The organism is Methylobacterium sp. Leaf93 (genome assembly GCF_001422345.1).
Taxonomy (GTDB): Bacteria; Pseudomonadota; Alphaproteobacteria; order Rhizobiales; family Beijerinckiaceae; genus Methylobacterium; species Methylobacterium bullatum.
On sequence record NZ_LMMS01000014.1, the window covers coordinates 12587 to 35052 of the forward strand.

Annotated in this window: 26 protein-coding genes and 1 tRNA gene; 11 read left to right on the top strand and 16 right to left on the bottom strand. The window is 65.4% G+C overall.

Translation table 11 applies throughout. From position 1 onward, the window contains the following. Positions 1–23 precede the first annotated feature (23 nt). Both ASF26_RS11205 and ASF26_RS11210 read left to right on the top strand, forming a co-directional pair. Entirely contained in the window at positions 24–956 is a 933-nt protein-coding gene (locus tag ASF26_RS11205; RefSeq protein WP_056253615.1) for an ABC transporter permease, read from the top strand. 269 nt (positions 957–1225) lie between these two features. Then, a complete protein-coding gene (locus ASF26_RS11210) occupies positions 1226–1912 on the top strand; it encodes a YdcF family protein (protein WP_056140955.1) in 687 nt (228 codons plus the stop codon). Positions 1913–2555: 643 nt separating this feature from the next. Here the strand turns inward: ASF26_RS11210 and ASF26_RS11215 are convergent. From ASF26_RS11215 to ASF26_RS23105, 4 genes are all read right to left on the bottom strand, one after another. Then, positions 2556–2807 (bottom strand): hypothetical protein, encoded by a 252-nt coding sequence (locus ASF26_RS11215; RefSeq protein ID WP_056140953.1) that lies wholly within the window; start codon positions 2805–2807, stop codon positions 2556–2558. A gap of 242 nt (positions 2808–3049) precedes the next feature. Next, positions 3050–3208 carry a hypothetical protein gene (locus ASF26_RS23100; RefSeq protein ID WP_200925911.1) on the bottom strand — a complete coding sequence of 53 codons (159 nt, stop codon included), beginning with the start codon at positions 3206–3208 and terminating at the stop codon, positions 3050–3052. A 153-nt stretch (positions 3209–3361) separates the two neighbouring features. Continuing rightward, positions 3362–3685, bottom strand: a complete 324-nt coding sequence (locus tag ASF26_RS11220) for a hypothetical protein (RefSeq protein ID WP_056253617.1) — start codon at positions 3683–3685, stop codon at positions 3362–3364. Next, the gene (locus ASF26_RS23105) at positions 3682–3855 is read right to left on the bottom strand and encodes a hypothetical protein (protein ID WP_200925912.1); all 174 of its coding nucleotides are present in this window, start codon (positions 3853–3855) and stop codon (positions 3682–3684) included. Before ASF26_RS23105 ends, ASF26_RS11220 begins: the two co-directional genes overlap by 4 nt. A gap of 377 nt (positions 3856–4232) precedes the next feature. On the opposite strand from ASF26_RS23105, the gene ASF26_RS11225 reads away from it, so the two are divergent. Further along, positions 4233–5243, top strand: coding sequence for a polysaccharide pyruvyl transferase family protein (locus ASF26_RS11225; protein WP_056253620.1), 1011 nt, complete (start codon positions 4233–4235; stop codon positions 5241–5243). A 374-nt stretch (positions 5244–5617) separates the two neighbouring features. After that, on the top strand, positions 5618–6526 hold the full coding sequence (locus ASF26_RS11230) for an MBL fold metallo-hydrolase (protein WP_056253624.1): 909 nt from the start codon (positions 5618–5620) through the stop codon (positions 6524–6526). On the opposite strand, the gene ASF26_RS11235 is transcribed toward ASF26_RS11230, so the two are convergent. Continuing rightward, positions 6513–7991 carry an amino acid permease gene (locus tag ASF26_RS11235; protein ID WP_056253627.1) on the bottom strand — a complete coding sequence of 493 codons (1479 nt, stop codon included), beginning with the start codon at positions 7989–7991 and terminating at the stop codon, positions 6513–6515. The genes ASF26_RS11230 and ASF26_RS11235 overlap by 14 nt on opposite strands. 179 nt (positions 7992–8170) lie before the next feature. Beyond that, positions 8171–8926: a DJ-1/PfpI family protein gene (locus ASF26_RS11240; RefSeq protein WP_244475899.1), complete on the bottom strand. Its 756-nt coding sequence runs from the start codon at positions 8924–8926 to the stop codon at positions 8171–8173. A 312-nt stretch (positions 8927–9238) separates the two neighbouring features. Here ASF26_RS11240 and ASF26_RS11245 point away from each other — a divergent pair, with 312 nt between their 5' ends. The 3 genes from ASF26_RS11245 (at position 9239) to ASF26_RS11255 (ending at position 11136) form a co-directional block, all read left to right on the top strand. Beyond that, entirely contained in the window at positions 9239–9982 is a 744-nt protein-coding gene (locus tag ASF26_RS11245; RefSeq protein ID WP_018045464.1) for a sigma-70 family RNA polymerase sigma factor, read from the top strand. Between the two features lie 225 nt (positions 9983–10207). After that, positions 10208–10618 (top strand): DUF1236 domain-containing protein, encoded by a 411-nt coding sequence (locus ASF26_RS11250; RefSeq protein ID WP_018045463.1) that lies wholly within the window; start codon positions 10208–10210, stop codon positions 10616–10618. 212 nt (positions 10619–10830) lie between these two features. Continuing rightward, positions 10831–11136, top strand: a complete 306-nt coding sequence (locus ASF26_RS11255) for a hypothetical protein (protein ID WP_056253630.1) — start codon at positions 10831–10833, stop codon at positions 11134–11136. A gap of 17 nt (positions 11137–11153) precedes the next feature. On the opposite strand, the gene mscL is transcribed toward ASF26_RS11255, so the two are convergent. From mscL to ASF26_RS11270, 3 genes are all read right to left on the bottom strand, one after another. Continuing rightward, positions 11154–11576 (bottom strand): large conductance mechanosensitive channel protein MscL, encoded by a 423-nt coding sequence (gene mscL / locus ASF26_RS11260; RefSeq protein ID WP_056253697.1) that lies wholly within the window; start codon positions 11574–11576, stop codon positions 11154–11156. 57 nt (positions 11577–11633) lie between these two features. Beyond that, positions 11634–12479, bottom strand: coding sequence for a phosphatidylcholine/phosphatidylserine synthase (locus tag ASF26_RS11265; protein WP_056253633.1), 846 nt, complete (start codon positions 12477–12479; stop codon positions 11634–11636). Positions 12480–12568: 89 nt separating this feature from the next. Beyond that, a complete protein-coding gene (locus ASF26_RS11270; RefSeq protein WP_056253636.1) occupies positions 12569–13279 on the bottom strand; it encodes a phosphatidylserine decarboxylase in 711 nt (236 codons plus the stop codon). Between the two features lie 214 nt (positions 13280–13493). Here ASF26_RS11270 and ASF26_RS23110 point away from each other — a divergent pair, with 214 nt between their 5' ends. Then, a complete protein-coding gene (locus ASF26_RS23110) occupies positions 13494–13670 on the top strand; it encodes a hypothetical protein (RefSeq protein WP_200925913.1) in 177 nt (58 codons plus the stop codon). A gap of 31 nt (positions 13671–13701) precedes the next feature. Here the strand turns inward: ASF26_RS23110 and ASF26_RS11275 are convergent, their stop codons facing one another. Further along, complete coding sequence (locus ASF26_RS11275; RefSeq protein WP_056253638.1) at positions 13702–14604, bottom strand: pyridoxamine 5'-phosphate oxidase family protein; 903 nt, start codon at positions 14602–14604, stop codon at positions 13702–13704. Positions 14605–14632: 28 nt separating this feature from the next. Beyond that, a complete protein-coding gene (locus ASF26_RS11280; RefSeq protein ID WP_056253640.1) occupies positions 14633–15247 on the bottom strand; it encodes a glutathione S-transferase in 615 nt (204 codons plus the stop codon). Between the two features lie 139 nt (positions 15248–15386). On the opposite strand from ASF26_RS11280, the gene ASF26_RS11285 reads away from it, so the two are divergent. Further along, positions 15387–16295, top strand: a complete 909-nt coding sequence (locus ASF26_RS11285; protein WP_056253642.1) for a LysR family transcriptional regulator — start codon at positions 15387–15389, stop codon at positions 16293–16295. A 47-nt stretch (positions 16296–16342) separates the two neighbouring features. On the opposite strand, the gene ASF26_RS11290 is transcribed toward ASF26_RS11285, so the two are convergent. From ASF26_RS11290 to ASF26_RS11310, 4 genes are all read right to left on the bottom strand, one after another. After that, positions 16343–17164, bottom strand: a complete 822-nt coding sequence (locus ASF26_RS11290) for an oxidoreductase (protein WP_056253645.1) — start codon at positions 17162–17164, stop codon at positions 16343–16345. A 533-nt stretch (positions 17165–17697) separates the two neighbouring features. Continuing rightward, complete coding sequence (locus tag ASF26_RS11300) at positions 17698–18060, bottom strand: hypothetical protein (RefSeq protein WP_056253653.1); 363 nt, start codon at positions 18058–18060, stop codon at positions 17698–17700. A 60-nt stretch (positions 18061–18120) separates the two neighbouring features. Beyond that, the gene (locus ASF26_RS11305) at positions 18121–18447 is read right to left on the bottom strand and encodes a hypothetical protein (RefSeq protein WP_156462958.1); all 327 of its coding nucleotides are present in this window, start codon (positions 18445–18447) and stop codon (positions 18121–18123) included. Positions 18448–18503: 56 nt separating this feature from the next. Beyond that, positions 18504–19481 carry a hypothetical protein gene (locus ASF26_RS11310; protein WP_056253660.1) on the bottom strand — a complete coding sequence of 326 codons (978 nt, stop codon included), beginning with the start codon at positions 19479–19481 and terminating at the stop codon, positions 18504–18506. A gap of 376 nt (positions 19482–19857) precedes the next feature. Between ASF26_RS11310 and ASF26_RS11315 the strand changes: the two genes are divergently transcribed. Together ASF26_RS11315 and ASF26_RS22680 are read left to right on the top strand one after the other, a co-directional pair. Then, positions 19858–20325: a hypothetical protein gene (locus ASF26_RS11315; protein WP_056253664.1), complete on the top strand. Its 468-nt coding sequence runs from the start codon at positions 19858–19860 to the stop codon at positions 20323–20325. A gap of 333 nt (positions 20326–20658) precedes the next feature. Further along, positions 20659–21771 (top strand): DUF2992 family protein, encoded by a 1113-nt coding sequence (locus tag ASF26_RS22680; protein WP_156462959.1) that lies wholly within the window; start codon positions 20659–20661, stop codon positions 21769–21771. Positions 21772–22364: 593 nt separating this feature from the next. Here ASF26_RS22680 and ASF26_RS11320 read toward each other — a convergent pair. Then, a tRNA-Leu gene (locus tag ASF26_RS11320) sits at positions 22365–22449 on the bottom strand. Positions 22450–22466 lie beyond the last annotated feature (17 nt).

Consider the following 22466-nt stretch of genomic DNA (forward strand, 5'->3'; position numbering starts at 1 on the left):
CAAGCCCACCGCCGCATCCCTCGATGCCCGTCGCTACCGACCAAGAAGCGCTTCCGGCGACCCTGCGACGCAACGCTCCCCTCGTCCCCACCGACTCGGCCGCGAGCCGGGCGCTCGCGGCCGTTATCGCGATCCTGACTTTCCTGGCGGCTCTTTGCGCCGGGGCGGCCGAGATCGTCGCCTCAAGCGCCGATCAGTGGCAGGGCAGCGTTGCGCAGGAGGTGACGATCCAGGTGAGGCCGAGCGCCGGTCGCGATATCGATGCCGACGTGGCCAAGGCCGATGCGCTGGCAAAGGCGACGCCTGGAATCGCCACGACGCGGATCTTTTCGAAGGCGGAAGCCGAACGCCTTCTCGAGCCCTGGCTCGGCAGCGGCCTCGATCTCTCCGATCTGCCGGTTCCGCGGCTCGTGACTCTGAAACTCGCGGATTCCCCCGCCCCGGATCTGAAAGGACTCCGGAGCGCGCTCGGAGAAGCCATGCCGGGGGTGGCGAGCCTCGACGACCATGCCCTATGGCTTCAGCGGCTCTCGACCATGGCCAACACCTTCGTCGGTGTCGGCGTCGGCATCGTCGCCCTCGTCCTCATCGCCACCGGGCTCGCGGTCGTGTTCGCCACGCGCGGCGCCATGGCCGGCAACCGGGAAGTCGTGGAGGTGCTGCACTTCGTCGGCGCGAACGACGATTTCATTGCCCGCGCCTTCCAGCGCCGCTTCTTCGGCCTCGGTCTACGCGGAGGCGTCATCGGCTCGTGCCTGGCACTTGCGGTCTTCGCGCTAGCGGGACTGCTCGCCCGGCTCTGGCGATCGGGGCCGGCTGGAGACGAGATCGAGGCGCTGTTCGGCGCCTTCCATATCGGTTGGCGTGGCTACGCCGCCGTCCTGCTCATCGGCGTGATCGCCTCCGTGGTGACCGGTATCGTTTCGCGGCTCACGGTCAGACGATTCCTGCGCTGAAGCTGGGTTTTCGACTGCGGGACAGGGCTCTTCGCCCCCTTGCTGCATGACATCGCACAGGGTTCCGAGTTCCCGGAACCGCGTTAACTATTCGTAAACCCTTAGGGGCGGAAGTATCGCCTCGCGGATGCCGCATTCGGCACTACCTTCGGAGAATGGCCACGCGGATGTCAGGACTCGGCACCACTCGCCCGCTGGAGGCGTTCGGTTGGGTCTGGCCACGCGGTCGGGCGGAATCGTCGGCGCCTCCCGCACGGATCGCAAGGGTGATGTCTCCAACACTGCAGCGTATCGGCTATGTCACTCTCGGCCTCGGTGCCATCGCCACCCTGGCGCTGGTTGCCGGGTTCCTGATCTTCGCCGAATCCATCGCCCGTGACGAGCGCACGCTCGACGGCCGGGCGGACGGGATCGTGGTCCTAACGGGCGGCGCACAACGGATCGGCGACGCAATCGATCTTCTCGCCGGCGGTTATGGCCGGCGCCTGCTGATCACCGGCGTCAACGAGCGGACGAGCCGCGACGAGATCGCCCGCCTGAATCCGACCCAGCGCCACTGGATCGAGTGCTGCGTCGATCTCGATTACCGGGCTCGCAACACGATCGGCAACGCCATCGAAACCCGTCGCTGGATGCGCCAGCACCGGTTCAATACCGTCGCGGTGGTCACCTCGAACTACCACATGCCCCGGACCTTGGTGGAGCTCGATCATGCGTTGATGGGCAAGGACCGGGTTCTGCCCCACCCCGTGATCGCGGAAGGCTTCGACGCCGATCGCTGGTGGCGGCACCCCGGAACGGCGAGGCTCATCGGCTCGGAATACCTGAAGTTCCTCGTTTCATGGCTGCGGACGCGGTTCGAATCCGATCCGGAGCAATCACGAGCGGCGATCATGATGGGGCGCGGAAAACCCATCAAGCTCGTCTCCGAATCGATCATGCGCGCGCAATACTGACACCGCCCTCTCAGCGGGAGGCGTGTCGCCCGATAGCCACCGTCACAATCCTCGCTCCGGCCTGCATCGGCGGATTGATGGATGTTGAAACTGGATTCCGTCTTCCCCGAGACAGTATCCTCGGACCTTGGCTTCGGGCCTTGCGTCTCGCCTCGGTGGGCGTTTCGATCACGTACAAGGTGGGCGTTCCGACGGGCGCGGGGCGGATGCCGGTGGCGGTGGGAACATCGTATGTTCCATATCCCCAAGCGCTCGGGACGAGTTCGGTTGGGCGGGGTATTGGCAGCAACAACCCAGTACGAGAGGCTGCAACGACATAAGGCCCGGCGTAGCTCTCATCGAACCGCGGTCGAAACGTATCGGGATGGCCGTAGCCCGAAGCTGTGACGTCCTGTGCATCAGCAACTGGCGCCACCACGAGGGCAAGCGCCAGGGTGCATCCCGGCGTCATCCATCTCAGCGTGGCCGACATACGAACCTCGTTGTATCGAGACGGACCTCGATAGACCGGCACGACGAGAATGATCGTGCCAAGATGAAGTCTGATAGTAGGGGCGAGGGGTGAGGTGCGGCAGTCCCTAAGTAGCTGCAAGGCATCGAAGTCGACGCCCACATGCCGTCATCCGAAAGCGGAGGCATTGCCTCAGCGGCAAGTGGTGACACGGCGGACGATCCAGCCCTCGCCATCGACGAACAAGCGCTTGCGCGATTTGGTGCAAGCGAGAGTATCGTCCTCGGCCTCGACCGTCAGGGCTACCTTGCCAAGCTCCGCATCCCGGTGAGGAGTGCCGGTCGAGGATCCCTCAGTGCCAGGCATTGCCTCAGCGGAAAAAGAGGACACGCCGACGACGAGCGCAATGCCCATCGCACTGAAAAGCCTGAACCGTTTCGTCATCGCAACCCTGCCCGCGCTCCGTTTTACGAAGCACCATCCAGACCCAAGCCATTGCACTTACCGCAGCGCTTGGTTTGTAAATCGCGGGAGGGCGAAACGGTTGCAGCGCAATGAAGCGCCACACGCGAATAGTTGGGTTTGCCACACTGCTTGTGTGACATCACACCGTCACGATCGTGATTGGGCGTCGAGAAGCCTCTCTGCCGCCGCCGACGGCGCGCCCGAAATCCCGTGGGGTGGCTTCAATGCGCAGCGGTGACACTGAGCAACGGCAGGGTCACGGCAAGTTCCGGGACGCCGAGGATCCGGGGCGTCAGGGAGGGGAGGGCCAGGGCTGCGATGCCGAGGACGAGGGTCAAGCCGAGAAGCGAGGTTTCGATGCCACGGTAGATCACGTCCATTCCCATCTCCACCCTGTAGGGTCGAGTGGATCATGAGCGGGAGTGGGTTAACCAATCCCTCACGTGTTACTTCGCGGAAAGGCGCCGCAAGTGAAGGCCGAGCCCCCGGATCATCGCGATCCATCGTTCAACTGAGGTTGGCACGCCAAGCCGTCACGCTCTTCCGAGCATTGTCATATGGGCAAGGTCGGCTTCCGGCGGCTTGAGCAGGGCTGCCGCCAGATTGGCCTCGAGCACGATGAGATCGCTATCAGGATCGGGCTCCCACCCGCAATTGCAGCCGCCTGGACCTTCATGGGCCTCGGCGATCTGTCGATACAGCGCTCCGATGGTACGCGCCGCCACCGCCAGTGCCTGGAGCGCCGGAAGAGGTTGGCGGTGCAGACTGGTCCAGAACGCGCGCCGCAGTGCCTCGTCCAGTTCGCCTCCCTCCTTGGGAGGCTCGGTACAGGGCCGGGAAGAACGGACAACGCTCACGCGATCTCTCCTTTTGCGATCGGGACCGGCTTGTGCATCAAGCCCGGCTCCTTTGCGGCAGTCAGGAAATCGACGAAATCGGCGATGCGGTGCAGACGCATGTCGATGGCGCAACCATCCCACCATGCCAGCCGTGCATAACCGCGGATTAGTTCCAGCATCCGTTCCATTTCGGCCGATCTCCACATCCCGCAATGCCCCGATAGCGGGTATAAAGAAGCAAGCCGCGCGATCAATCAAGCGTATTTATGAATGTTGGAAAGAGTATAAATCTTACATAACTCATCAGACAATCAGATTTGATTTATATCTATTCCAGTTTATCAGTCCGCTGCACCTGCTTCCTTGACGTCTCCGAGCAGCTGAAGGCATCGTAAGCCGACGTCTTGAGCGAAGCCGCCCATACGCCCGTCCCCAACAGGAATCGGTAGTTCCGGCAGATCGGCCTTTCCCTTATGCCGTTCTCCGATAACGGCCTCGACTCTGACTGTCTCCGAGACGATAAGCTCTGTCGCATTGCGCTGACGATCAAGTTTGGAGAGATCGAGTGTCGGACCAGGAAGAGCTCGAAGGTCAGGAGAATCAGGCCGAGAAAGCGGCAGCGAAAGCGTTCCACGCCCATCTTCGGAAAGGCAACATGGACGCGTTCATCAAGCTGGAGAATGAACTCCTCGCCGAGTCTGAGCAGAAATGGGGGGCCTTCGTCACGGCGTTCCGCACCCTGCGCACGTTCGACGAGTTGGCGGCCGAAGCCAGCCTCGACGAGAAGTACCGTCCCAAGGTCTGGTGGATGCGCAGCCCCTATCCCGGGAATTTTGGCGACATCCTCACCCCGTACATCCTCTGGCACGCCTTTGGTGTGATGCCGCGCTGGGTGGCCTCCAGCAAGGCGGAAGGTCTCTGCATCGGGAGCATCGCCAAATTCGCCCGCCACGGCACCCGCGTGTGGGGAACCGGCATGCCACGTGGCAGCGACCCACTCTGCCCGAGCGCCATCTACAGCGCCGTTCGCGGTCCGCTCTCGCGTTCGGCGATCCTCGCCAACGGTGGAGAATGCCCCGAGATCTACGGTGACGCCGCTGTCCTGCTGCCGGAAGTATATGCGCCGACTGTGCCCAAGACCCACAAGATCGGCATCATTCCACACGTGCTGCAGGAAGGGATGTTCCGGGCCGCCATCGAGAAGCTTGGTGTAGATCACATCAAGGTTATCTCTCTACTATCGGTGACCTTCAACGAAATCGAAGCTGTGATCAGAGACATCCTGAGCTGCGAGGAGATCGTTTCCACCTCTCTGCACGGCCTCATTGTGTCACATGCCTACGGCATTCCCTGCCAATCCCTTCGCGTGACGAGCGACTTGGATGGCGCGGCAGACTCATTCAAAATGCGGGATTACAAACTGTCTGTCGGTCTCGATGATCCCGCCCTCGGCGTCCCGCCGCATTTCACCGACCTGAAGTGGCTCGAAGTGCGCAAGTGTGTCCTGCCGCCGTCGCCGATCGATACGAAGGCCCTCCGGGCAGCGTTTCCCTTCCCCGTCCGATTGAACACGTGAACGGCGAGGCCGGTTTCCGGTCCTAGCACCACCCGCCTCAGGGCCGTGGAGCTCTCTTCCCGCACGCCCTCTCAAGGGCGTTTCGATGCGCAATCCCGACGTGCGGGTCGCGCCATCTAGCGCCCGTCAACATGAGCCCGAGGCGCTGTCGCCCGACAGGAAAACAGTCAAGCCGAAGCCGGCTTTTCGCAGAATGCGGTCTTCTAAGCTGTGTGCGTGGCCGCACATCGATGTCGAAACGGGCTGACTACCTCATGGTCAACCCCACTTCGATCCTGGCAACCTGCTCGTGGCCGCTCTCGCGAGGAACGGATCGCATCGGTGCGCCGAAAGGCACCGGATCTCAGATGGATCGGGCAATCGGTAGTCGAACGATGACCATGACGCACACGACCTCGGCTGAGGACGGCCTCTTCCTACGCTTCTGGGGCGTCCGAGGTTCCACGCCTGTCAGCGGGCCGGATTATGCCGAGTTCGGGGGCAATACGCCTTGCATGGAGGTCCGCTGCGGCACGCGCCTCTTCGTGGTCGATGCCGGGTCCGGCCTTAACGCCTGCGGTCTCCATCATCGCGAGGCGCTACCCAAGGAAATCGATCTCCTGTTCAGCCATCTCCATCTCGACCACACCGCTGGGCTGCCGTTCTTCAAGCCGGTGATCTTCAACCCAGAGCGAACGATCAACACCTATTGCGGGAACCTCGACGGGGACAGCGCCAAGGCGACTCTGGACCGGCTGTTCTCGCCGCCGCTGTTTCCGGTGACGCTCGATGTCATCCCGTGCACATTCTCCCATCACGGCTTCAAGGCGGGCGAGTCGCTGAGTTTCGCCGACGGCGCGCGGGTCGACACCATCCTGCTCAATCATCCACAAGGGTCTGTGGGCTATCGCTTCGACCATGCGGGCAAGCGCCTTTGCATCATCAGCGACATCGAGCATTCCGACCCCTGGCCCGACGAAGCCCTTCGTCGTTTCGTGGAGGGGGCCGATCTGCTCGTCTACGACGGCATGTTCACGGAGACCGAGTATCCCCGCTGCTGCGGCTGGGGGCACTCCACCTGGGAAAAGGGCGTCGAGCTGGCGCGGGCGGCTGGGGCGAAGGCTTTGGCTATCATTCATCTTCATCCGTCGCATGGCGATGCGCAGTTGCGCAGCGTGGAGGCCGAGATGCAGGCCGTGATGCCGACCGCGTTCATCGCGCGCGAACGTCAGATGGTCGCCGTCGGCGAGGTGACGGAGCCGGCCCGCGACGGCCGGCACCTGTCCCTGATCAAGACGGCCTGACGGCCTCGTCGCGGCCGAGGCGGCTGTTGCGCCGGCTCCAGGCGAAGTAGATCACAAGTCCTACCGCGAGCCAGGCAAGCAATCGCAGCCAGGTCTGTCCGTCGAGGGACACCATCATGGCGAGGCAGCTGACGATGCCGAGGATCGGCACCAGCGGCACCAGCGGCGTCCGGTAGTCCCGGCGCGCATCGGGCTGAGTCCGGCGCAGGATGATGACCCCCGCACAGACCAGAATGAAGGCGAGCAGGGTGCCGATGCTGGTCATGTGGCCGAGCTGGCTGATCGGCAGGAACCCGCCGAGCGCGCTGGTGAACACCATGAAGAACAGGTTCGAGCGGTAGGGCGTCTTCCAGGTCGGGTGGATCTTCGAGAAGAAGCCCGGCAGCAGCCGGTCCTGGCTCATGGAATAGAACACCCGGCTCTGGCCCAGCAGCAGGACCAGGATCACGGTGGAGAAGCCGGCGATGACGCCGAGGGTCACGAGGCTCTTCAGCCAGGGGAACGGGGTCTGGGCGATGGCCGTATTCACCGGCGCGGCATCGCCCTTCATGGCGTCGTAATGGACGAGGCCGGTGAGCACGCCGGCGAAGGCGATGTAGATCACCGTGCAGATGGCCAGCGAGCCGAGGATGCCGATCATCATGTTGCGCTGGGGATTCTTGGCCTCCTGCGCCGCCGTCGAGACCGCGTCGAACCCGATATAGGCGAAGAACACGACGCCGGCGCCGCGCATGATGCCGCTCCAGCCGTACTCGCCGAACGTGCCGGTGTTCTCCGGGATGAACGGCACGTAGTTCTGCGCCTTGATGTAGAACAGGCCGACGCCCACCACGACCGCCACCACCGCGAGCTTGATCGCCACGACGACGGCGTTGACGCGGGCGGATTCGCGGATGCCGATCATCAACAGGGCCGAGACGGCGACGATGATGAGGATGGCCGGCAGATTGACGATGCCATGCGCCGTCACCCCATCGACCGTGTAGGTCTCGAAGGGGGAATTGACGAGGCTGGGCGGCAGGTTGATGCCGAGCGTGTCCCGCAGGAACCGGGTGACGTAGCTCGACCAGCTCACCGAAACGGTCGCCGCGCCGACAGCGTATTCGAGGACGAGATCCCAGCCGATGATCCAGGCCACGAACTCGCCCATGGTGGCGTAGGCGTAGGTATAGGCCGAACCCGCCACGGGGATCATGCCGGCGAGCTCGCTGTAGCACATGCCGGCGAAGGCGCAGGCGATCGACGCGATGGCGAAGGAGATCACCACGGCGGGGCCGGCATGCTCGGCCGCCGCAATGCCGGTGAGGGAGAACAGGCCGGCTCCGATCACCGCGCCGATGCCGAGGGCGACGAGGCTCCAGGGGCCGAGGGTACGTTCGAGCTTGTGCTCACCCCCTTCGGCGTCGGCATTCAGTCGCTCGAGGGATTTCGTCCGGGTGAGATCGCCTGCGAGGCCTGATGCCATGGATCGATGCCCTTCATGGTCGGAGCGCGGAGGTCCGGCGTCCAGCGCATGGCGACCATGCAGCTTTCCCGCCAAGGGCTAAACCTTGGCCATTCAACGAGGTTCCGGCAAAATGACGTGCCGTCTGGCGGGTTGCGGAGGCCGCCCGAGGCGGCAAGCCCCGGCCCGCAGCGTAGCGTCTACCGGGTGGCTGCCGCGAGACAGCCATCCGCCAGGTCCTTGAGGATCGCTCCGGCGCGGGCGGAGATGTCCGGCCCGGCCGTCTCGGGCGTACCGGCGGAGAAGGGCGGTTCCGGCGCATATTCGGCAACGAGCTGGCTCGTCCTGGCATAGTCGTCGCCACGCAGGCGGGCCGCTAGGACGAGGGCGAAGTCGAGGCCTGCGGAAATGCCCGCGGCCGTGATCCGGCTGCGATCGACCACCACGCGCTGGTTCACCGGAATGGCGCCGAGGTGGGGCAGCACGGTTTCGCGCACGGACCAATGTGAGGTGGCGCGGTAGCCGTCGAGCAGCCCCGCCGCGCCGAGGATGAGCGAGCCGGTGCAGACGCTTGTGATCCAGGACGCCCTGGTCGCCCGGTCACGCAGGAAGGCCAGGGTCGCCTCGTCGCGCATCTGGGCGGGGGTCGCGTCACCGCCCGGCACGAAGAGCACGTCGATATCGCGGGGGCAGGTCTCGAAGGAGGTGTCGGCAATGAGGGTCAGGCCCGTATCGCTTGAAACGGGTCCGGCTCGGCGGGAGACGAGATGGAGCCGATCGCCCACCAACCCGGCCAGGATCGCCTGCGGGCCCACGAGGTCGAGCGCCGTCATGCCGGGGAACATCAGCATGGCGATCCGCATGGGCGGCCGCTCGGGCGCCGCCGCGCGAGCGGCCTCACCCGCACCAGACAGGACAGCCGCGGTCAGGCTCGCGGTGAAGGCGCGACGATCCATGGACGATCCCTCCCGATGGCCATGCCCTCCCGATGGCCATGACCGGATCATATAGACCACCGACGACGCCAGCAGAGGCCGCTGCGCTTTGGGACATGACAAAGATGTCGCTGCCTCCGGCACCATCCGCCGCATGTGGACGCGAAGGGCGTACTTCGCCATATGCGCAGCTTGGCGGGATGCGTGACCGGGTGGGATGCGCTACAACCCCGTGACATGCTACGGGCTCGCCATCGACGTCAGGCGGACCGATCCGATACGGCCGGCCCGAACCGGACGATTTCCTGCCAAACGATCAGAATACGACGAGCCATGACACGCGACGTCCTTGATACCAGCCCCGACCGCTTGAGCGACACGAACGGCGACGGGCGGCCGAGCCTGACGGCGACCATTCGCTCCCATCTCGGAGACCAGCTCCGCACGGTCTACGATCGCCTCGGCACGGACGAGCCATCCACGCGTTTCGCCGAGCTCATCGAGAAGCTGGAAGCTGCCCTCAAAGCGCGCGGCGAGCAGGTGGAGCCCGAGTTCCGCAACGGTCTGCTCGCGGCGGTGCCGTCGCTACGGGCCTTCGCGCTCTCGCTGACCAGCAATCCGGCCCGCTCGGACGATTTGGTGCAGGACACCCTGCTCAAGGGCTGGCAGCATCGCGCTCGGTTCCAGCCGGGCACGAACCTGAATGCCTGGCTCTTCACCATCCTGCGCAACATCTTCTACTCGGACCACCGCAAGCGCGTGCGCGAAGTGGAGGACCAGGACGGCTCCTACGCGGCGCGTCTTGCGACGGCACCGCACCAGGGCGACCGCCTCGATGTGGAGGATCTGCAGACGGCTCTCGCCAAACTGCCGCCCGACCAGCGCGAAGCCCTCGTCCTCGTGGGCGCCGAGGGCGTGTCCTACGAGGAGGCGGCCACGATCATGGGCTGCAAGGTCGGCACGGTGAAGAGCCGTGTCAGCCGCGCCCGCGGGCGCCTCGCCGAATTGCTCGGCTACGACGAGGAAGACCTGAGCTCGGACCGGCTGATCCAATCGGCCATGCCGAAGGACGCCTGATTCCGGCCACCGACCAGTCGGGATCGGCGTTCCTTCGCTCTCACCGAGCGAGGTTGTATTGCGACACTGGGCGCATAAGGAACGTCGTCCCCCGTTCGGGGGCATGGTTGGGACAATCCGGCAAAATCGATTTTCGAGGCATCCCTTTCCGGAGATCGGGCGTTACTGCCCCGAACCCCGCTGAGCGTCACCGTTCGCGGGTCATCGGATACGGAGATCTCGATCATGAACATCAAGACCCTTCTCGCCGCTTCGGCGATCGCCCTTTCCCTCCCCCTCGCCGCCCAGGCCCAGGGCCTCGTGCGCGGCGCCGAGCGTGGCGCACAGGACGGTGCTGACGCGGCCGGCCCGCTGGGCGCCATCGTCGGCGGTGCCGTCGGCGCTGCGACCGGAACCGTCGGTGGCATTCTGGGTGTCGACGACCGCCCCCGTTTCCGCCAGTACGTCACCCGCGAGCGTCACAGCTCCTACGCCTATGACGGCGATGTCCGCGTCGGCGCAACCCTGCCCGGCACCGGCGTGACCTATTACGACGTGCCCTCCGAGTACAACGCCCGTGGCGCGCGCTACACCATCGTCAACGATCGCCCGGTGCTGGTGGACCGCAGCCGCCGCATCGTCGAGGTCATCGACTGATCGTCGACGTCGACCGACGCTGATCATCCGGCAAGAGCCCCCGGTGCCATGGCACCGGGGGCTTTTTCGTGGATGGGCGAATCGTCAGGACTCGCAGGAGAAACACCGGAAATACTGGCGTCGAATCGGGTACCCTCAACATTTGTGAGTCGGCACGCGCAACACTCTCCGCCCCGGCCGGTTATTGCTCTTGACTGAAGGAGACACCCGATATGGCAAACGATCCGATTCTCCGCATTGATCAATCGGCTTCCGCACAGTCCGGCGCCGCGGATGTCGATCCGTCTCTGCCCGAGCCGGTGCGGGACCATCTCGGCCAACAGTTGCGCTCCGTCTTCACCACGCAGGACGATGCGCCGAAATTCCTCGGCGAACCTGCCGTGCCGGAGGAATTCGCGCCGCAATTGCGTCGCCTCGAGACTCGGCTGAAGACCCATGAGGAAGGCACAGGCGCGGTCGAGCAGGCTCTGGATGGCCTCCTCGACGACCTGAAGGCACCGCCTGCGACGACGATCTGAACTCGGACCTCGGGACCCTAGACCTTGGGTTTGGCCGCGAGGATATCGCGGATCTCGCCCAGCAGCTTCACGTCCGCCGGGGTTTCGGGAAGGGGCTTTGCCTCCTCCTGGGTCTGAAGCTTGTTCATGGCCCGGATGACGAGGAACAGCACGAAGGCGACGATCATGAAATTGAGCGCTACGGTGATGAACTGGCCGTAGCCGATCACCGCGCCCTGCTTCTTGGCATCGGCATAGGCGGCGCCCTTCTGCACGCTCGACGAGAGCGGGATGTAATAGTTCGAGAAATCGAGGCCGCCCGTGATCGCCCCGATGATCGGCATGAACACGTCCTGGACAGCCGACGTGACGATGGAGCCGAAGGCGGCGCCGATGATCACGCCCACCGCCAAGTCGACGACGTTGCCGCGCAGCGCGAATTTCTTGAATTCTTCCAGCACCGTCGCCTCCAAAGCGTGAGCCCAACGGGCTTCCCGCAAAGACGTTAGGTGAGCCGATCAGCTTTCGACAGGCGCCGGCTCGATCTGTCCACGGCCGGTTGCGTCGAGACGCTCCTCGATCTTCGCCCGGCGCCGGTACTGCGCGGCCCCGATCGGCAGGGTGACGAGGTAGCCGCCCGCCATCACCACCATGGCCTCGAACGGATAGCTGATGAACAGGCCGAAGGCCGCGACCACGACGAGGAAGATCGGCAGTACCCATTCGCGCGGCACGCGCTTTCCCATGGTCTTGCCGGAGAAGGTGGGCACGGTGGAGACCACGAGGAGGGCGATGCAGAGCGTGTAGCCGAGCACCACCGGCGCGGCCCAGCGCTCGAACGGCAGGCCGAGGAAGTGGAGATAAAGCGGCAGCATCGCGGTCAGCGCTCCGGCCGGCGCCGGCATGCCGACGAAGAAGTCCTTCTTCCAGGCGGGCCGGTTGGGATCGTCGAGCATCGCGTTGAAGCGGGCGAGACGCAGTGCCATGGCGATGGCGAAGATCAGGGCGACGATCCAGCCGAGCGAGCGCAACTCCTTCAGGGCGAAGCCGTAGAGGATGAGCGCCGGGGCGCAGCCGAAATTGACGAAATCGGCCAGCGAATCGAGCTCGGCCCCGAAACGCGACGTCCCCTTGAGCATGCGGGCGACGCGCCCGTCGATCCCGTCGAGGAAGGCAGCCGCGACGATGGCGATGACGGCGGGCTCGAACTTGCCCTCGAACGCGAGACGGATCGCGGTCAGCCCGAGGCAGACCGCCATCAGGGTGATCATGTTGGGCGCGATCATCCGGAACGGCACCGCCTTGAAGCGGCGCGGCTTCGGCTCGTCGGCATCCGGCTCGAAGGGCGGAAAGAGATCGTCCATGACGCGCCTTTTCAGAAAGACGGGCGAACGGGCCTATGGGGCACCGTCCGCGAAGGATCGCGACCCCGCCGGGGCGGGACCGGGCGAGATCAGATGCGGCGGAAGCTGCGCTCGGGACCGCCGCCGAGATCGGCGAGCACGGTCTCGCCCGCCACCGCCTTCTGGCCGAGGCCGACCAGCACGCGTGTGCCGACCGGCAGGTAGACGTCGACGCGCGAGCCGAAGCGGATCAGGCCGAAGCGCTCGCCCACGTTCAAGGTATCGTTCGCCTGCACCCAGCCGACGATGCGGCGGGCCACCAAGCCGGCGATCTGCACGACGCCGATGCGCAGGGGGCTGCCGCGATGCGTGGTCTCGATGACGAGGCCGTTGCGCTCGTTGTCGTCGCTGGCCTTGTCGAGTTCCGCATTGAGGAACAGGCCGGGCGTGTAGACGATCTGGCCGATCTTGCCGGTGACGGGGACGCGGTTCACGTGGCAATCGAACACGTTCATGAAGACCGAGATCCGTGTCATCGGCTCCTGCGGCAGGTCGAGCTCGGGCGGCGGCAGCACGGTGGAGATCAGGTTCACCCGGCCGTCGGCCGGCGAGACCACGAGGCCGTCCGCCACCGGGGTCACACGCTCGGGATCGCGGAAGAAGTAGCAGACCCAGAGGGTGAGGATCAGGAAGATCCAGCCGGCGAACTGGGCGAAATAGCCGAACAGCACGGTGAGCACGATGCCGATCAGGATGAAGGGGTAGCCCTCCTTGTGGATCGGCACGAGGGTTCTGCGGATCGTCTCAAGCAGATCGGACATGAAGATTCGGTACTCCTGCGGACCGAGGGATCGGCCGCACCCGCAATGCGGCCGGGTTGGCAGCCCCGACGGCCGGCGTCAACTCTCGCAGCGGATCGGCGGCCCCCGTACGGCCTCCCCGGCGCCGAACCGGCCTTTTACGCCTTCGGCTTGATGATGCCTTAAGCACCGCGCCGCTAGACCGGGAAAGGATGGGGCGGAGAGCGGGGATCGGATGCTGGGCCAGGCGCTGATGCATGTGCGAACGGCGATCGCCCTGCGGGACTGTGCCGCGAGCGCGCCTTCGGATGTCGTCCGCCACCTCCTGATGAAGGTGGCCGCGATCCACGAGGCCCGGGCCCGCAAGGCGCTCCGCGCGAGCCAGAGCCAAAGCCAGGGCCGCCGTCGCTGAGGCGGCCCCGGCACGGGCGCCGGTCTCTCCGTCACCAGAGCGGCACGGCCCCCGCGCGCCGGACGAAGGTCCGGGGTGCGAAGCGCCAGAGCCGCTCGGCGCCCGGGAAGCGCGCGATCTCGGGGGAATCGAGGAGCACCTCCGCCCGCCCCGTCATCTGCAGCAGGTCGCCGGTGGTGAAATCGATGATTGCGAGCCCGGCGCGGGGATTGGCGCGGATGTTTCCCAATGTGTTGAAGAAGCGGTTGCCGGAATAATCCGGGACCGTGAGCACGTCGTCCTCGCCGATCCGCACGAAGCCTTTGGGGCCGCCGCGATGGGAGACGTCGACCTGCCGGTCCCCGTCCCGCCCCTCCGCATAGGTGGCGACGAAGACCGTATCGGCCCCGGCGATGAGCGCACGGGCGCTCTCGTCGAGGCCATGGCCGGTCTCCGGGGCCGCCGCGACAAGATTTTGCGGGCGCTCCGCCCCCTGCCGGACGTGGATGTATTGCGGGCAATTGCCGAAGCTCTGCTGCACCCGGACCTCGAAACCGTCGCCCTCCCTGCGCTGCACGATTCCGTTCAGGCGGTTCCTCCGCCGCGTCGCGAGATCGATCCCGAGCAGCCCCACCGCCGCTCCCTCCGTCAGGCCCGCCTCGGCGGGATCACCGGGTTCGGCGGCTGCCCGCACGCGCAGCCGGAAGGGATCCGGCGCGTCGAGGAATCCCGGTTCGCCCGTCCGGATCGTCGCCCAGACGTCGCCCTCCGGGTCCACCGCCCCGAGCGCCACGAAGGGCAGGTGCCGGAAGAAGTCGCGATGCTGCTCGATCATCCGGTCGCGGATCACGCGGGGGCCGATCTCTGTCATGCGCTCGGCGACGCCGGCATGATCCTGGATCGCGATCTCGCCCGGGTGCCAGGGCGAGGCGGGGTGAGGGTCGGATGAGGACATGGGGGATCTCCCGTGGCAGGATTTCGTCTCAGGCCGCGCGCAGGCCGGCCGCCGTCGTCGGAAAGGCCACGAAGCCGGGCAGCGCTTCGATGCGGCCGAGCCAGGCTCGGATCTCGGCATAGGAGGCGAGGTCGACATTCCCCTCGGGGGCTGCGGCGACGTAGCTGTAGAGGGCCACGTCCGCGATGGTCGGGTGGTCGGCGGCGATCCAGGCGCGACCGGCGAGCTCCGCCTCGATGCGGCCTAGGATTTGATGAGCGCGGGCAATCACTTCGGCCGTGTCAAAGCGAGCGCCGAAGACGGTGATCAGCCGGGCGGCGGCGGGTCCGAAGGCGATAGGGCCGGCCGCCACCGAGAGCCAGCGCTGTACCCGCGCCGCCGCGAGAGCATCCTCGGGCAGCCAATCCGTGCGCCCGAGCTTTTTCGCCACGTAGACCAGGATGGCGCTGGAATCCGGAACCACCACGTCGCCGTCAACGAGCACCGGCACCTGTCCGAACGGGTTCAGGGCGAGGAAGTCCGGTGTCCTGTGCGCGCCAGCGGCGAGATCGACCTCGATGATCTCGCAATCCGCGCCCACCAGCGACAAGAATAGGCGCGCCCGATGCGCATGCCCGGACAGGGCCATGTGAAACAGCTTCATGACGTGTCTCCGCGACGACCGGGCGAAGGCGCCGGCCACGGGCACATCAGAGACCCTTGCCTAGAGCGCGTGAACCGGCATTCTCCACAATCGACTATTCCGTTTGATGGAATAATCCGCGGGCACAAGGGAGGCCGGCATGGATCGGTGGCAGGCGATGCGGGTCTTCGTGCGGGTGGCGGAAAGCGGCGGTTTCGCCGCTGCGGCGCGCCAACTCAACATGAGCCCGCCCGCCGTGACCCGCGCGGTGGCCGCCCTGGAGAACCGCATCGGAACCCGGCTGCTGACGCGCACCACGCGCTCGCTGATGCTCACCGAGGCGGGCGGACGCTATCTGGAGGATTGCCGCCGCATCCTATCGGACATGGAAGAGGCGGAAGCACTCGCGGCCGGCGCATACGCGACACCTTCCGGAACCTTGACGATCACCGCTCCGGTGCAGTTCGGCCGGCTTTATGTCTTGCCTGCCGTCACCGAATTTCTTGCGCGTTACCCGGCCGTCGGCGTGCGGGCGCTGTTCCTCGACCGGGTGGTCAACCTGATCGAGGAGGGCGCCGATGTGGGAATCCGCATCGGGCACCTCGCCGATTCCGGGCTCGTCGCGGTCCGGGTCGGCACGGTTCGCAGGGTTCTGTGTGCCTCGCCGGACTATCTCGACCGGCACGGGACACCGGAATCGATGGGGGATTTGCACCGCCACGCGACCATCGAGCTGATGGGAACGCGACTGCCCTTCGAGCGCCATTCCCCGGCCGAAGGGCCGACGCGTGGCGCCACGCGATGTCGGTTGATCTGCAACACCATCGACGCGGTCCTGGCGGCTGCCATCGCGGGCCAAGGGATCGCACCCCTGCTGTCCTATCAGGTGGCGCCGTCGGTCGCCGAAGGCCGGCTCAGGCTGGTCCTCGACGATCCGGACGCAGTGCCGCTCCCGGTCCATATCGTGAGCCTGGAGGGAAGGCGCGCGCCGGCCAAGGTGCGCGCCTTCATCGATCTGGCGGCGGCAAGGCTCCAGGCCGACCCGATGGTCAATCCCGGTCGTGGCTGAGAGCCGGGCGGAACGCGCCCTACCCCCGGGTGCTCGAAGCGCGGAGGTCAGGAGACCGGGGGAAGGTGCATCTGCTTGCGGAAGCTCTTGTCGAACTGCTTCGCCGGCACGAAACGGCGCAGGAAGCCGGCCTGCCGCGCCATCGAGCCAGCCGTGTAGCGGAGATGGGGCGCCGCAACGGTCGCTGCCGTCACCACGACCTTGGCGACGATGTCGGGCGTGTCGGCCGTGGCCATGACCTCACGCAGGAAGCGCGCCCTGCCCGCGCGATCGGAATCGTAGAGACTCAAGGGCGCATCGGGGGAGACCAGGTTCGCGTCGAAGGCTGTGCGCGTATAGGCGGGCTCGACCAGCACGACGCGGATGCCCTGGCCGCGAACCTCGTGGTCCAGGGATTCCGAATAGCCTTCCACCGCGTGCTTGCTCGCCGAATAGAGCGCCATGTACGGCGCCGGGATGAGCCCCTGAATGGAGCTGATGTTGACGATGCGCCCGCTCCGCTGCGCCCGCATCAGCGGGAGGACCGCCCGAATCGTGCGAATGACACCGAACAGGTTGACGTCGAAAAGCGATTGCGCCTGCTCGACGGTGGATTCCTCGGCCGCGCCGCTGATGCCGAAACCGGCATTGTTGACGAGCAGATCGATCCGCCCGGTCTCGCCGTGGACCGTCCTCACCAGGGCCTCGACGGAGGCGTCGTCGGTCACGTCGCAGGCCAGCATCGTGATGTCCCCGTCCCGCCCCTGAGTGGGTCTGCGGCTCGTGCCGTAGACGCGGTAGCCCGCCGCTTTCAGGGCTTTGGCCGTGGCCTTTCCGATGCCGGACGCCGCTCCGGTGACGATGGCCGTCTTGATGTCAGTCTTGCCCATGACGCTCTCCCACGATGCACCCCTCAGGGGATCGCTTCGGCCTATAAATTATAGTCATAATTTATAATTGCAAGACGTGCCGTGAGCGCCGCCCCATCTGCGATGGAGATGCCTCATCGCTCGGGTTTGCCAATCATCCGACCCATGCGGAGGTCGGCCCACCGGCGGCGACAGGAATCCCATGAGCGCCTGTCGAAGGTCGGCCGGAATCCGTCTCTCCCGCGTCGGCAACGGAGCCGGCGCCGGATCGCGATCAAGGGCGCCTTGGCGAACACGAGCAATCCGAGGACCGGCTGCACGACAACGCCGGCCTGGAATGGGACGAACGCGCCGGGCGCCACCCTCCAGGGCTTGAACGGCGTGTCCTCTCCGACATCGCCGTGGGGCTGCAATCCGAGAGGCGGTTCGGGGCGCCGGCCGATGGAGGGCGGACCGCTTGGCCCAGGCACGCTTGGCGGTGGCTGCTCCGCCTCCACCGGGATGGGATCGAGCCGAGGCAGGGGCGCCGGCGGCGGGTTCGGCTCCCGACGCGCCTACCTTGCCGCCGTGCCACCCCCCGCCCCGGGGCCGTTCCGACGATCCTTCGCAACCAGCCCGTCGTTCGTGAGCATGACATCCCGGAGCGCCGTGGGGGGAATGAGATCCTTGGAGAGCCCGGCAACGAAAGCCGGCACCGTCCCGAGGCGCCGGGCGGCCTGCCAGCTGGCATGGTGCAGCACGGCGCGCAGCTTCACCCGTTCGGCGAAGGCGGCGCGCGTGGCGGCCCGCGACAGGGGCGGCTTGCCCGCCAGGGGCTCCACCATCCGGCGGCGGATGGCCCGGAGGGCGGCGGCGCTCGGCTCGACGTTCGTATCGTTGGCCACCATCCATTGGAGAACGATGAAGGTGGTGAGCACGTCGCCCGCATCGTCCGCGCGCAGGTCGGTCTTGGTGAGGAGGCCGCGAAAGAGCGTGTCTTAATCGTGCCGGGCCATCTCCCGCGCGACCTCCTGCGCCGCGACGGGATCGGTGGCGCTCAGCTCCCGAACGTACCGGGCGACCGTCGTGGCGCGCAGCTCCGCGCTCGCGGTGAAGGACAGGTCGCCCGCCCTCCGCGGCGGGCCGGCCTCCGTCCGGGACTGCCGCGCCGTTTCGCCCACCGACTCGGCGCCGATGGCCGCGTCGAGGCTCTGGAACTGTTGCTGCTGAAGCCCCTGCAGGATGCTCGCTCCGACATCCTGGGCCGGGGCCGCGATGGGAACGAGGGCCGCGAGGGCGCAGACGCAGCGGATCGTGGCGTTCATGGCATGCTCCACCTTCGCGAAGGCCGACGGACGGCCCTCCACCAGGCCACGCCTACTCAGCGCGGACCCACCGAGGCGGCGACGCGCTCGGCCCGTGCGAGGGCGTCCGGCTGGTCCGCGCCGGCGAGACCGATGACGCGCAGGTAGCTCTTGCCCTCGAAGCGGATCGTCTGGGTCACCCCGACCTTTCGGCCGGACCGCACGTCCTTGCCGGTGGCGCGCAGGCGGATGAGGACCGCGCCGCCCTCGCTGGTGCGGCTCTCGTCGGTGACCGCGATGTCCTTCACCTCCCGGATGGTGCCCAGCGCCTTGCGGGCGAAGGCGCTCTGCTGGCCGGTCGCGACCGGGGCCTTGCCCAGGGAGGGCGCCACGATGACGAGCGGCTGGGTGCCTTCGGGATCGACGTCCTTGGGGCCATCGGTGAGCAGGAGGGTATTCCCCATCAGCGTCCGCACCGGGCGGAACCCGGCCAAGTCCCCCACCGCATAGGGCATGGCCGCGATCTGATCGGCGACGCTGCCGGGGGAGCGGAAGGCGATGGTGCCGAGCGCGGCTTCCACCGCCTGGTTCGGCACCTGTGCACGGGCCGCTTCCGGAACCTGCACGGTGACGAGGCCGGTGCCGTCCCCGCCCCGCACCACCGCGACCCACTTGGTATAGGCGATCCCCCTGGCCGACTGGCTGCCGCGCAGGACACGGCCCTCGCCGCCGGCGACCGGCAGCGCCTCGGCCGCTCCCACGGCGGCAAAGCCCGTCGCGCGCAGGGCATCGGGGGTGAACTTTTCGGCGAGCTGCCCATACGCCTCGGCCGGCATCGCGACGATGACGATCGAGGCGCCGGAGGGATGCTCGAAACCGGCGAAGCTCTTGGCGGGTGTCATCCCGGCGGGCGGAACCAGACCGATCCCGCCGGCGGGCGGGAAGACCGCCTCGGCGGCGAGGGCCGGCAGGAGCGGGACGGAGAGGAGCGGGGAGACGAGGCCGAGGAGGGCGAGGAGGCGGCCGGTGGCCCGGCGGAAACGGGAAAGAACCATTCTGGAAGCGTCTCTCGAGAGTGGGACATCGGCGTCGGCGGGGCTTGCCCCGACGCCTGCTCGGAAGCCGCGAGAGCTTGGCCGGCGGACGCTCGGAGCGTCAAGTCACCGGGAGCCGTGCGTGAACCGTCCGAATCGGCCCGGCGCGCGAGGGCCTGTGTCCCAGCGAAGGGGCGGTAAAGCTGCCCTGCGACTTGCCTGCCGAGGGCACCGGGATATCCTGGCCGGCGATGGGGCGCTTGGAGAGTGCACCGGGACCGCGCTGGCCCGGCGGGAACGCTGGCCCGGAATCCCGCCCGAAGAGGCCGAGGCGGATGTCACGGTCGGGCCTCGCACGCACGGCACGCTCCAACGCGCTCGACCTTGGAGCCGCAGCATGACGATCACCCTCGACGACGTGAAGGCCGGCAAACTCCGTGACGACGGCCACATGAATTATGGGCCGAACGGCTCCGGCTGGCTGATGCAGCACAGCGCCATCCCGCGGCTGACCTGCATCGACCGGGGCTATGCGGGCGCGGCGCGGCAGGCGGCCGGACTGCCTTTCGAGCGGGTCTGGTGCGTGGACGGAATGCCGGTCGCCAGCCTCGAGGCGGCGATCGATGCGCTCAACGTGCCGCCCGTCTTCACCGACGAGGAACGCACCGTGCTCGAACACGTGCCGGCCGAATGGGTCGAACGGGTGGCCTTCAGCGAGCGTATCGCCGCAAAGGCGGGCCTGCCGATCGGGCCTGCCCTCGAGGGCCTCCACCGGAAAGGCGCCCTCGAGACCGCGCTTCGACCGGGCGAACCCTTTGCGACGGTGTGGATCCGGCGCGCCCCAGGCGAGGAAGCCGGAGAATGACGGCCACCAATGGCCTGCGGCTTCGGGCGTTCACCCGCCGCCACCATGCTCCGCCGCCGACGCGTTTGGTCGCCGCCCTCACGCTCTCTTGACGTAGTTGTCGTGCGCGACAGACCGTCGGCAGCCTGTGGGTGCCGCCATGGAGAATTTATCCCATAGCGCATCCCTCCCCGCATGGTGGTCAATCGTACCACCACATTGCGGGATCAGACGCATCGATGCTCAACGAACGTCTTTTCTCGCACCTAGCGAAAAATTATGGTGGCAAAGATGCATAGCTTGGCCTTACTACATCTGTAATGGTTGTGCCTACCACCGACACGAGAACGTTCGATGCATTTCCGAGCAATCTTCCTGAGCTTACTTTGTGCCACAAGTGCAGCCGCAGGAGATGTTGCGTATGTTAAGAATTGGGTTGATGCTCAGGGCGGATGCAGGGCTGCTCTTTCTGAGATGCAATCGATAAGTTTTGGCCGCCAGAATCGTGATGAGTTCCTCGGCAAGCGTTTTCAAGACTGGTCTGATAGAGATATTAATGAATTTCGGGCCATCTACGCGGAATGTTATGCTATTGCAAATACACCATTCGGCATTACCCCGAATCCCCGAAATCCTAACGTTCTTATGTTCACTGAAAAACGTGTCAGTGAGCTGCAGTTAGCAATTGGAACAGTGCGCTCGGCAATACTTGCTCAGGATGCAGCTACAAAGGCGCAGAAACGACAAGCACTTGAGGCCGAAGCGGCAACGGCAGAAAGAATCGCGCGCAACCGCGCCGAAGAAGAAGCATCTCTTGCGGCTCAGACGGAAGCGAACCGGCAACGACAAAGCGATCTGCGGAAAGATAATGAGGCGGCCGAGAAATTGCGTTCAGCACGCATAAGTGCTGCGAGGGAACGCGCAAAACATGACGAAGAGGTTGCCCTGGAAATAGAGCGCCAAGCTGCAGCTGAAGAAAGTGCGCTTTCAGAGATAAAAAAGGCCACCGAGGCATCTCGCTTGCGCCGTCAAGCTGCAGAACAGCGCCTCGCTCAGAGCAAGGCCGCCATGGAGGCGCAGCGCCAGCAGCAAGAAACGTCGTTGACGGTCGCTGACGAAAACCAGGCCATAGCAGAACCTACTAACCCCCCTGCCTCAATACAACCTCCCCCTGTACGACACACACCCTCCGCAGGAACCGCTACTGGATGTGAAAGGCTTCCGGTGCGAAAGCTGATCATTGAAGAATTCAATCGCGCTGCGGAAAAAAATGACCTTCCTTTGGCGATTGATTTGAGCTCCGCCCAAACAGATTCTTTTGCCCTACAGGGAGAGTTTTTTACTGCGGCTTGCCGTTATGTCGTCCACCTCGATAATGGTAAACAGCAGAGATTTCTATTGAGTATAAATATCAACTCTCTTGGAAGTCCATATATTTCTATTAAGCCTCAAGGAAAGTCGTTTTAGTTATTTGGCCATTCATTTAGTGGAGACAGCCCGGAACACTGAAATTTCTTAATTTCGATATAGCATCAGCGTCGGGATCCGCATGACACCGGCGATTGCCTCTACGTCGGATGGAACGGGCATGTTAGTAATCTCGGCTGCAAACCGTACAAGCTCGAACTACCCTCGAGATTCGAGAGCCGCCACATGGCCTGGACGCCGGCATTCCCCGGCGAGGGCCGTGACCTAACGCTGACGGAGCGGCACCGGCCTTGCTCAAACCGCACTATAGAGCTTTGACACGGTCGCAAGGGTCGCAAGTGGCCATTGCGGCATCGCATCTCCGAAGCGACACCTTGGCGAACTCGCCGAGACAGAAGCTGACGGCACAAGTCGGATCCGCCCTGAAGCTGGGAGCTCAATAGTCAGATGCGACCGCGAACCCGTTGGGCCACGTCGGCTGGAACACGAAGCTTAAACTGGATGTGACCCGAATCCGCTCGGGTAGAGCGCCGTTTCATCGTGAGGATCATGTAGGAGTGTGACCCGGTTTTGTGTACCGGTCTGACCCAGAAAATCCAATAATATCAACGGAGCAACGACTTAAAGTCGCTTGGTGCCCAGGAAAGGACTCGAACCTTCACCTCTTGCAAGACTGGTACCTGAAACCAGCGCGTCTACCAATTCCGCCACCTGGGCCGGTCGGCAGATGTTTG

Coding starts and splice junctions, on each gene's coding strand:
- ASF26_RS11205 (WP_056253615.1), top strand. CDS start 24: ATGCCCGTCGCTACCGACCAAGAAGCGCTTCCGGCGACCCTGCGACGC.
- ASF26_RS11210 (WP_056140955.1), top strand. CDS start 1,226: ATGTCTCCAACACTGCAGCGTATCGGCTATGTCACTCTCGGCCTCGGT.
- ASF26_RS11215 (WP_056140953.1), bottom strand. CDS start 2,807: ATGACGAAACGGTTCAGGCTTTTCAGTGCGATGGGCATTGCGCTCGTC.
- ASF26_RS23100 (WP_200925911.1), bottom strand. CDS start 3,208: ATGGACGTGATCTACCGTGGCATCGAAACCTCGCTTCTCGGCTTGACC.
- ASF26_RS23105 (WP_200925912.1), bottom strand. CDS start 3,855: ATGGAACGGATGCTGGAACTAATCCGCGGTTATGCACGGCTGGCATGG.
- ASF26_RS11230 (WP_056253624.1), top strand. CDS start 5,618: ATGACCATGACGCACACGACCTCGGCTGAGGACGGCCTCTTCCTACGC.
- ASF26_RS11235 (WP_056253627.1), bottom strand. CDS start 7,991: ATGGCATCAGGCCTCGCAGGCGATCTCACCCGGACGAAATCCCTCGAG.
- ASF26_RS11240 (WP_244475899.1), bottom strand. CDS start 8,926: ATGGATCGTCGCGCCTTCACCGCGAGCCTGACCGCGGCTGTCCTGTCT.
- ASF26_RS11245 (WP_018045464.1), top strand. CDS start 9,239: ATGACACGCGACGTCCTTGATACCAGCCCCGACCGCTTGAGCGACACG.
- ASF26_RS11250 (WP_018045463.1), top strand. CDS start 10,208: ATGAACATCAAGACCCTTCTCGCCGCTTCGGCGATCGCCCTTTCCCTC.
- ASF26_RS11255 (WP_056253630.1), top strand. CDS start 10,831: ATGGCAAACGATCCGATTCTCCGCATTGATCAATCGGCTTCCGCACAG.
- ASF26_RS11265 (WP_056253633.1), bottom strand. CDS start 12,479: ATGGACGATCTCTTTCCGCCCTTCGAGCCGGATGCCGACGAGCCGAAG.
- ASF26_RS11270 (WP_056253636.1), bottom strand. CDS start 13,279: ATGTCCGATCTGCTTGAGACGATCCGCAGAACCCTCGTGCCGATCCAC.
- ASF26_RS23110 (WP_200925913.1), top strand. CDS start 13,494: ATGCTGGGCCAGGCGCTGATGCATGTGCGAACGGCGATCGCCCTGCGG.
- ASF26_RS11275 (WP_056253638.1), bottom strand. CDS start 14,604: ATGTCCTCATCCGACCCTCACCCCGCCTCGCCCTGGCACCCGGGCGAG.
- ASF26_RS11280 (WP_056253640.1), bottom strand. CDS start 15,247: ATGAAGCTGTTTCACATGGCCCTGTCCGGGCATGCGCATCGGGCGCGC.
- ASF26_RS11285 (WP_056253642.1), top strand. CDS start 15,387: ATGGATCGGTGGCAGGCGATGCGGGTCTTCGTGCGGGTGGCGGAAAGC.
- ASF26_RS11290 (WP_056253645.1), bottom strand. CDS start 17,164: ATGGGCAAGACTGACATCAAGACGGCCATCGTCACCGGAGCGGCGTCC.
- ASF26_RS11305 (WP_156462958.1), bottom strand. CDS start 18,447: ATGAACGCCACGATCCGCTGCGTCTGCGCCCTCGCGGCCCTCGTTCCC.
- ASF26_RS11310 (WP_056253660.1), bottom strand. CDS start 19,481: ATGGTTCTTTCCCGTTTCCGCCGGGCCACCGGCCGCCTCCTCGCCCTC.
- ASF26_RS11315 (WP_056253664.1), top strand. CDS start 19,858: ATGACGATCACCCTCGACGACGTGAAGGCCGGCAAACTCCGTGACGAC.
- ASF26_RS22680 (WP_156462959.1), top strand. CDS start 20,659: ATGCATTTCCGAGCAATCTTCCTGAGCTTACTTTGTGCCACAAGTGCA.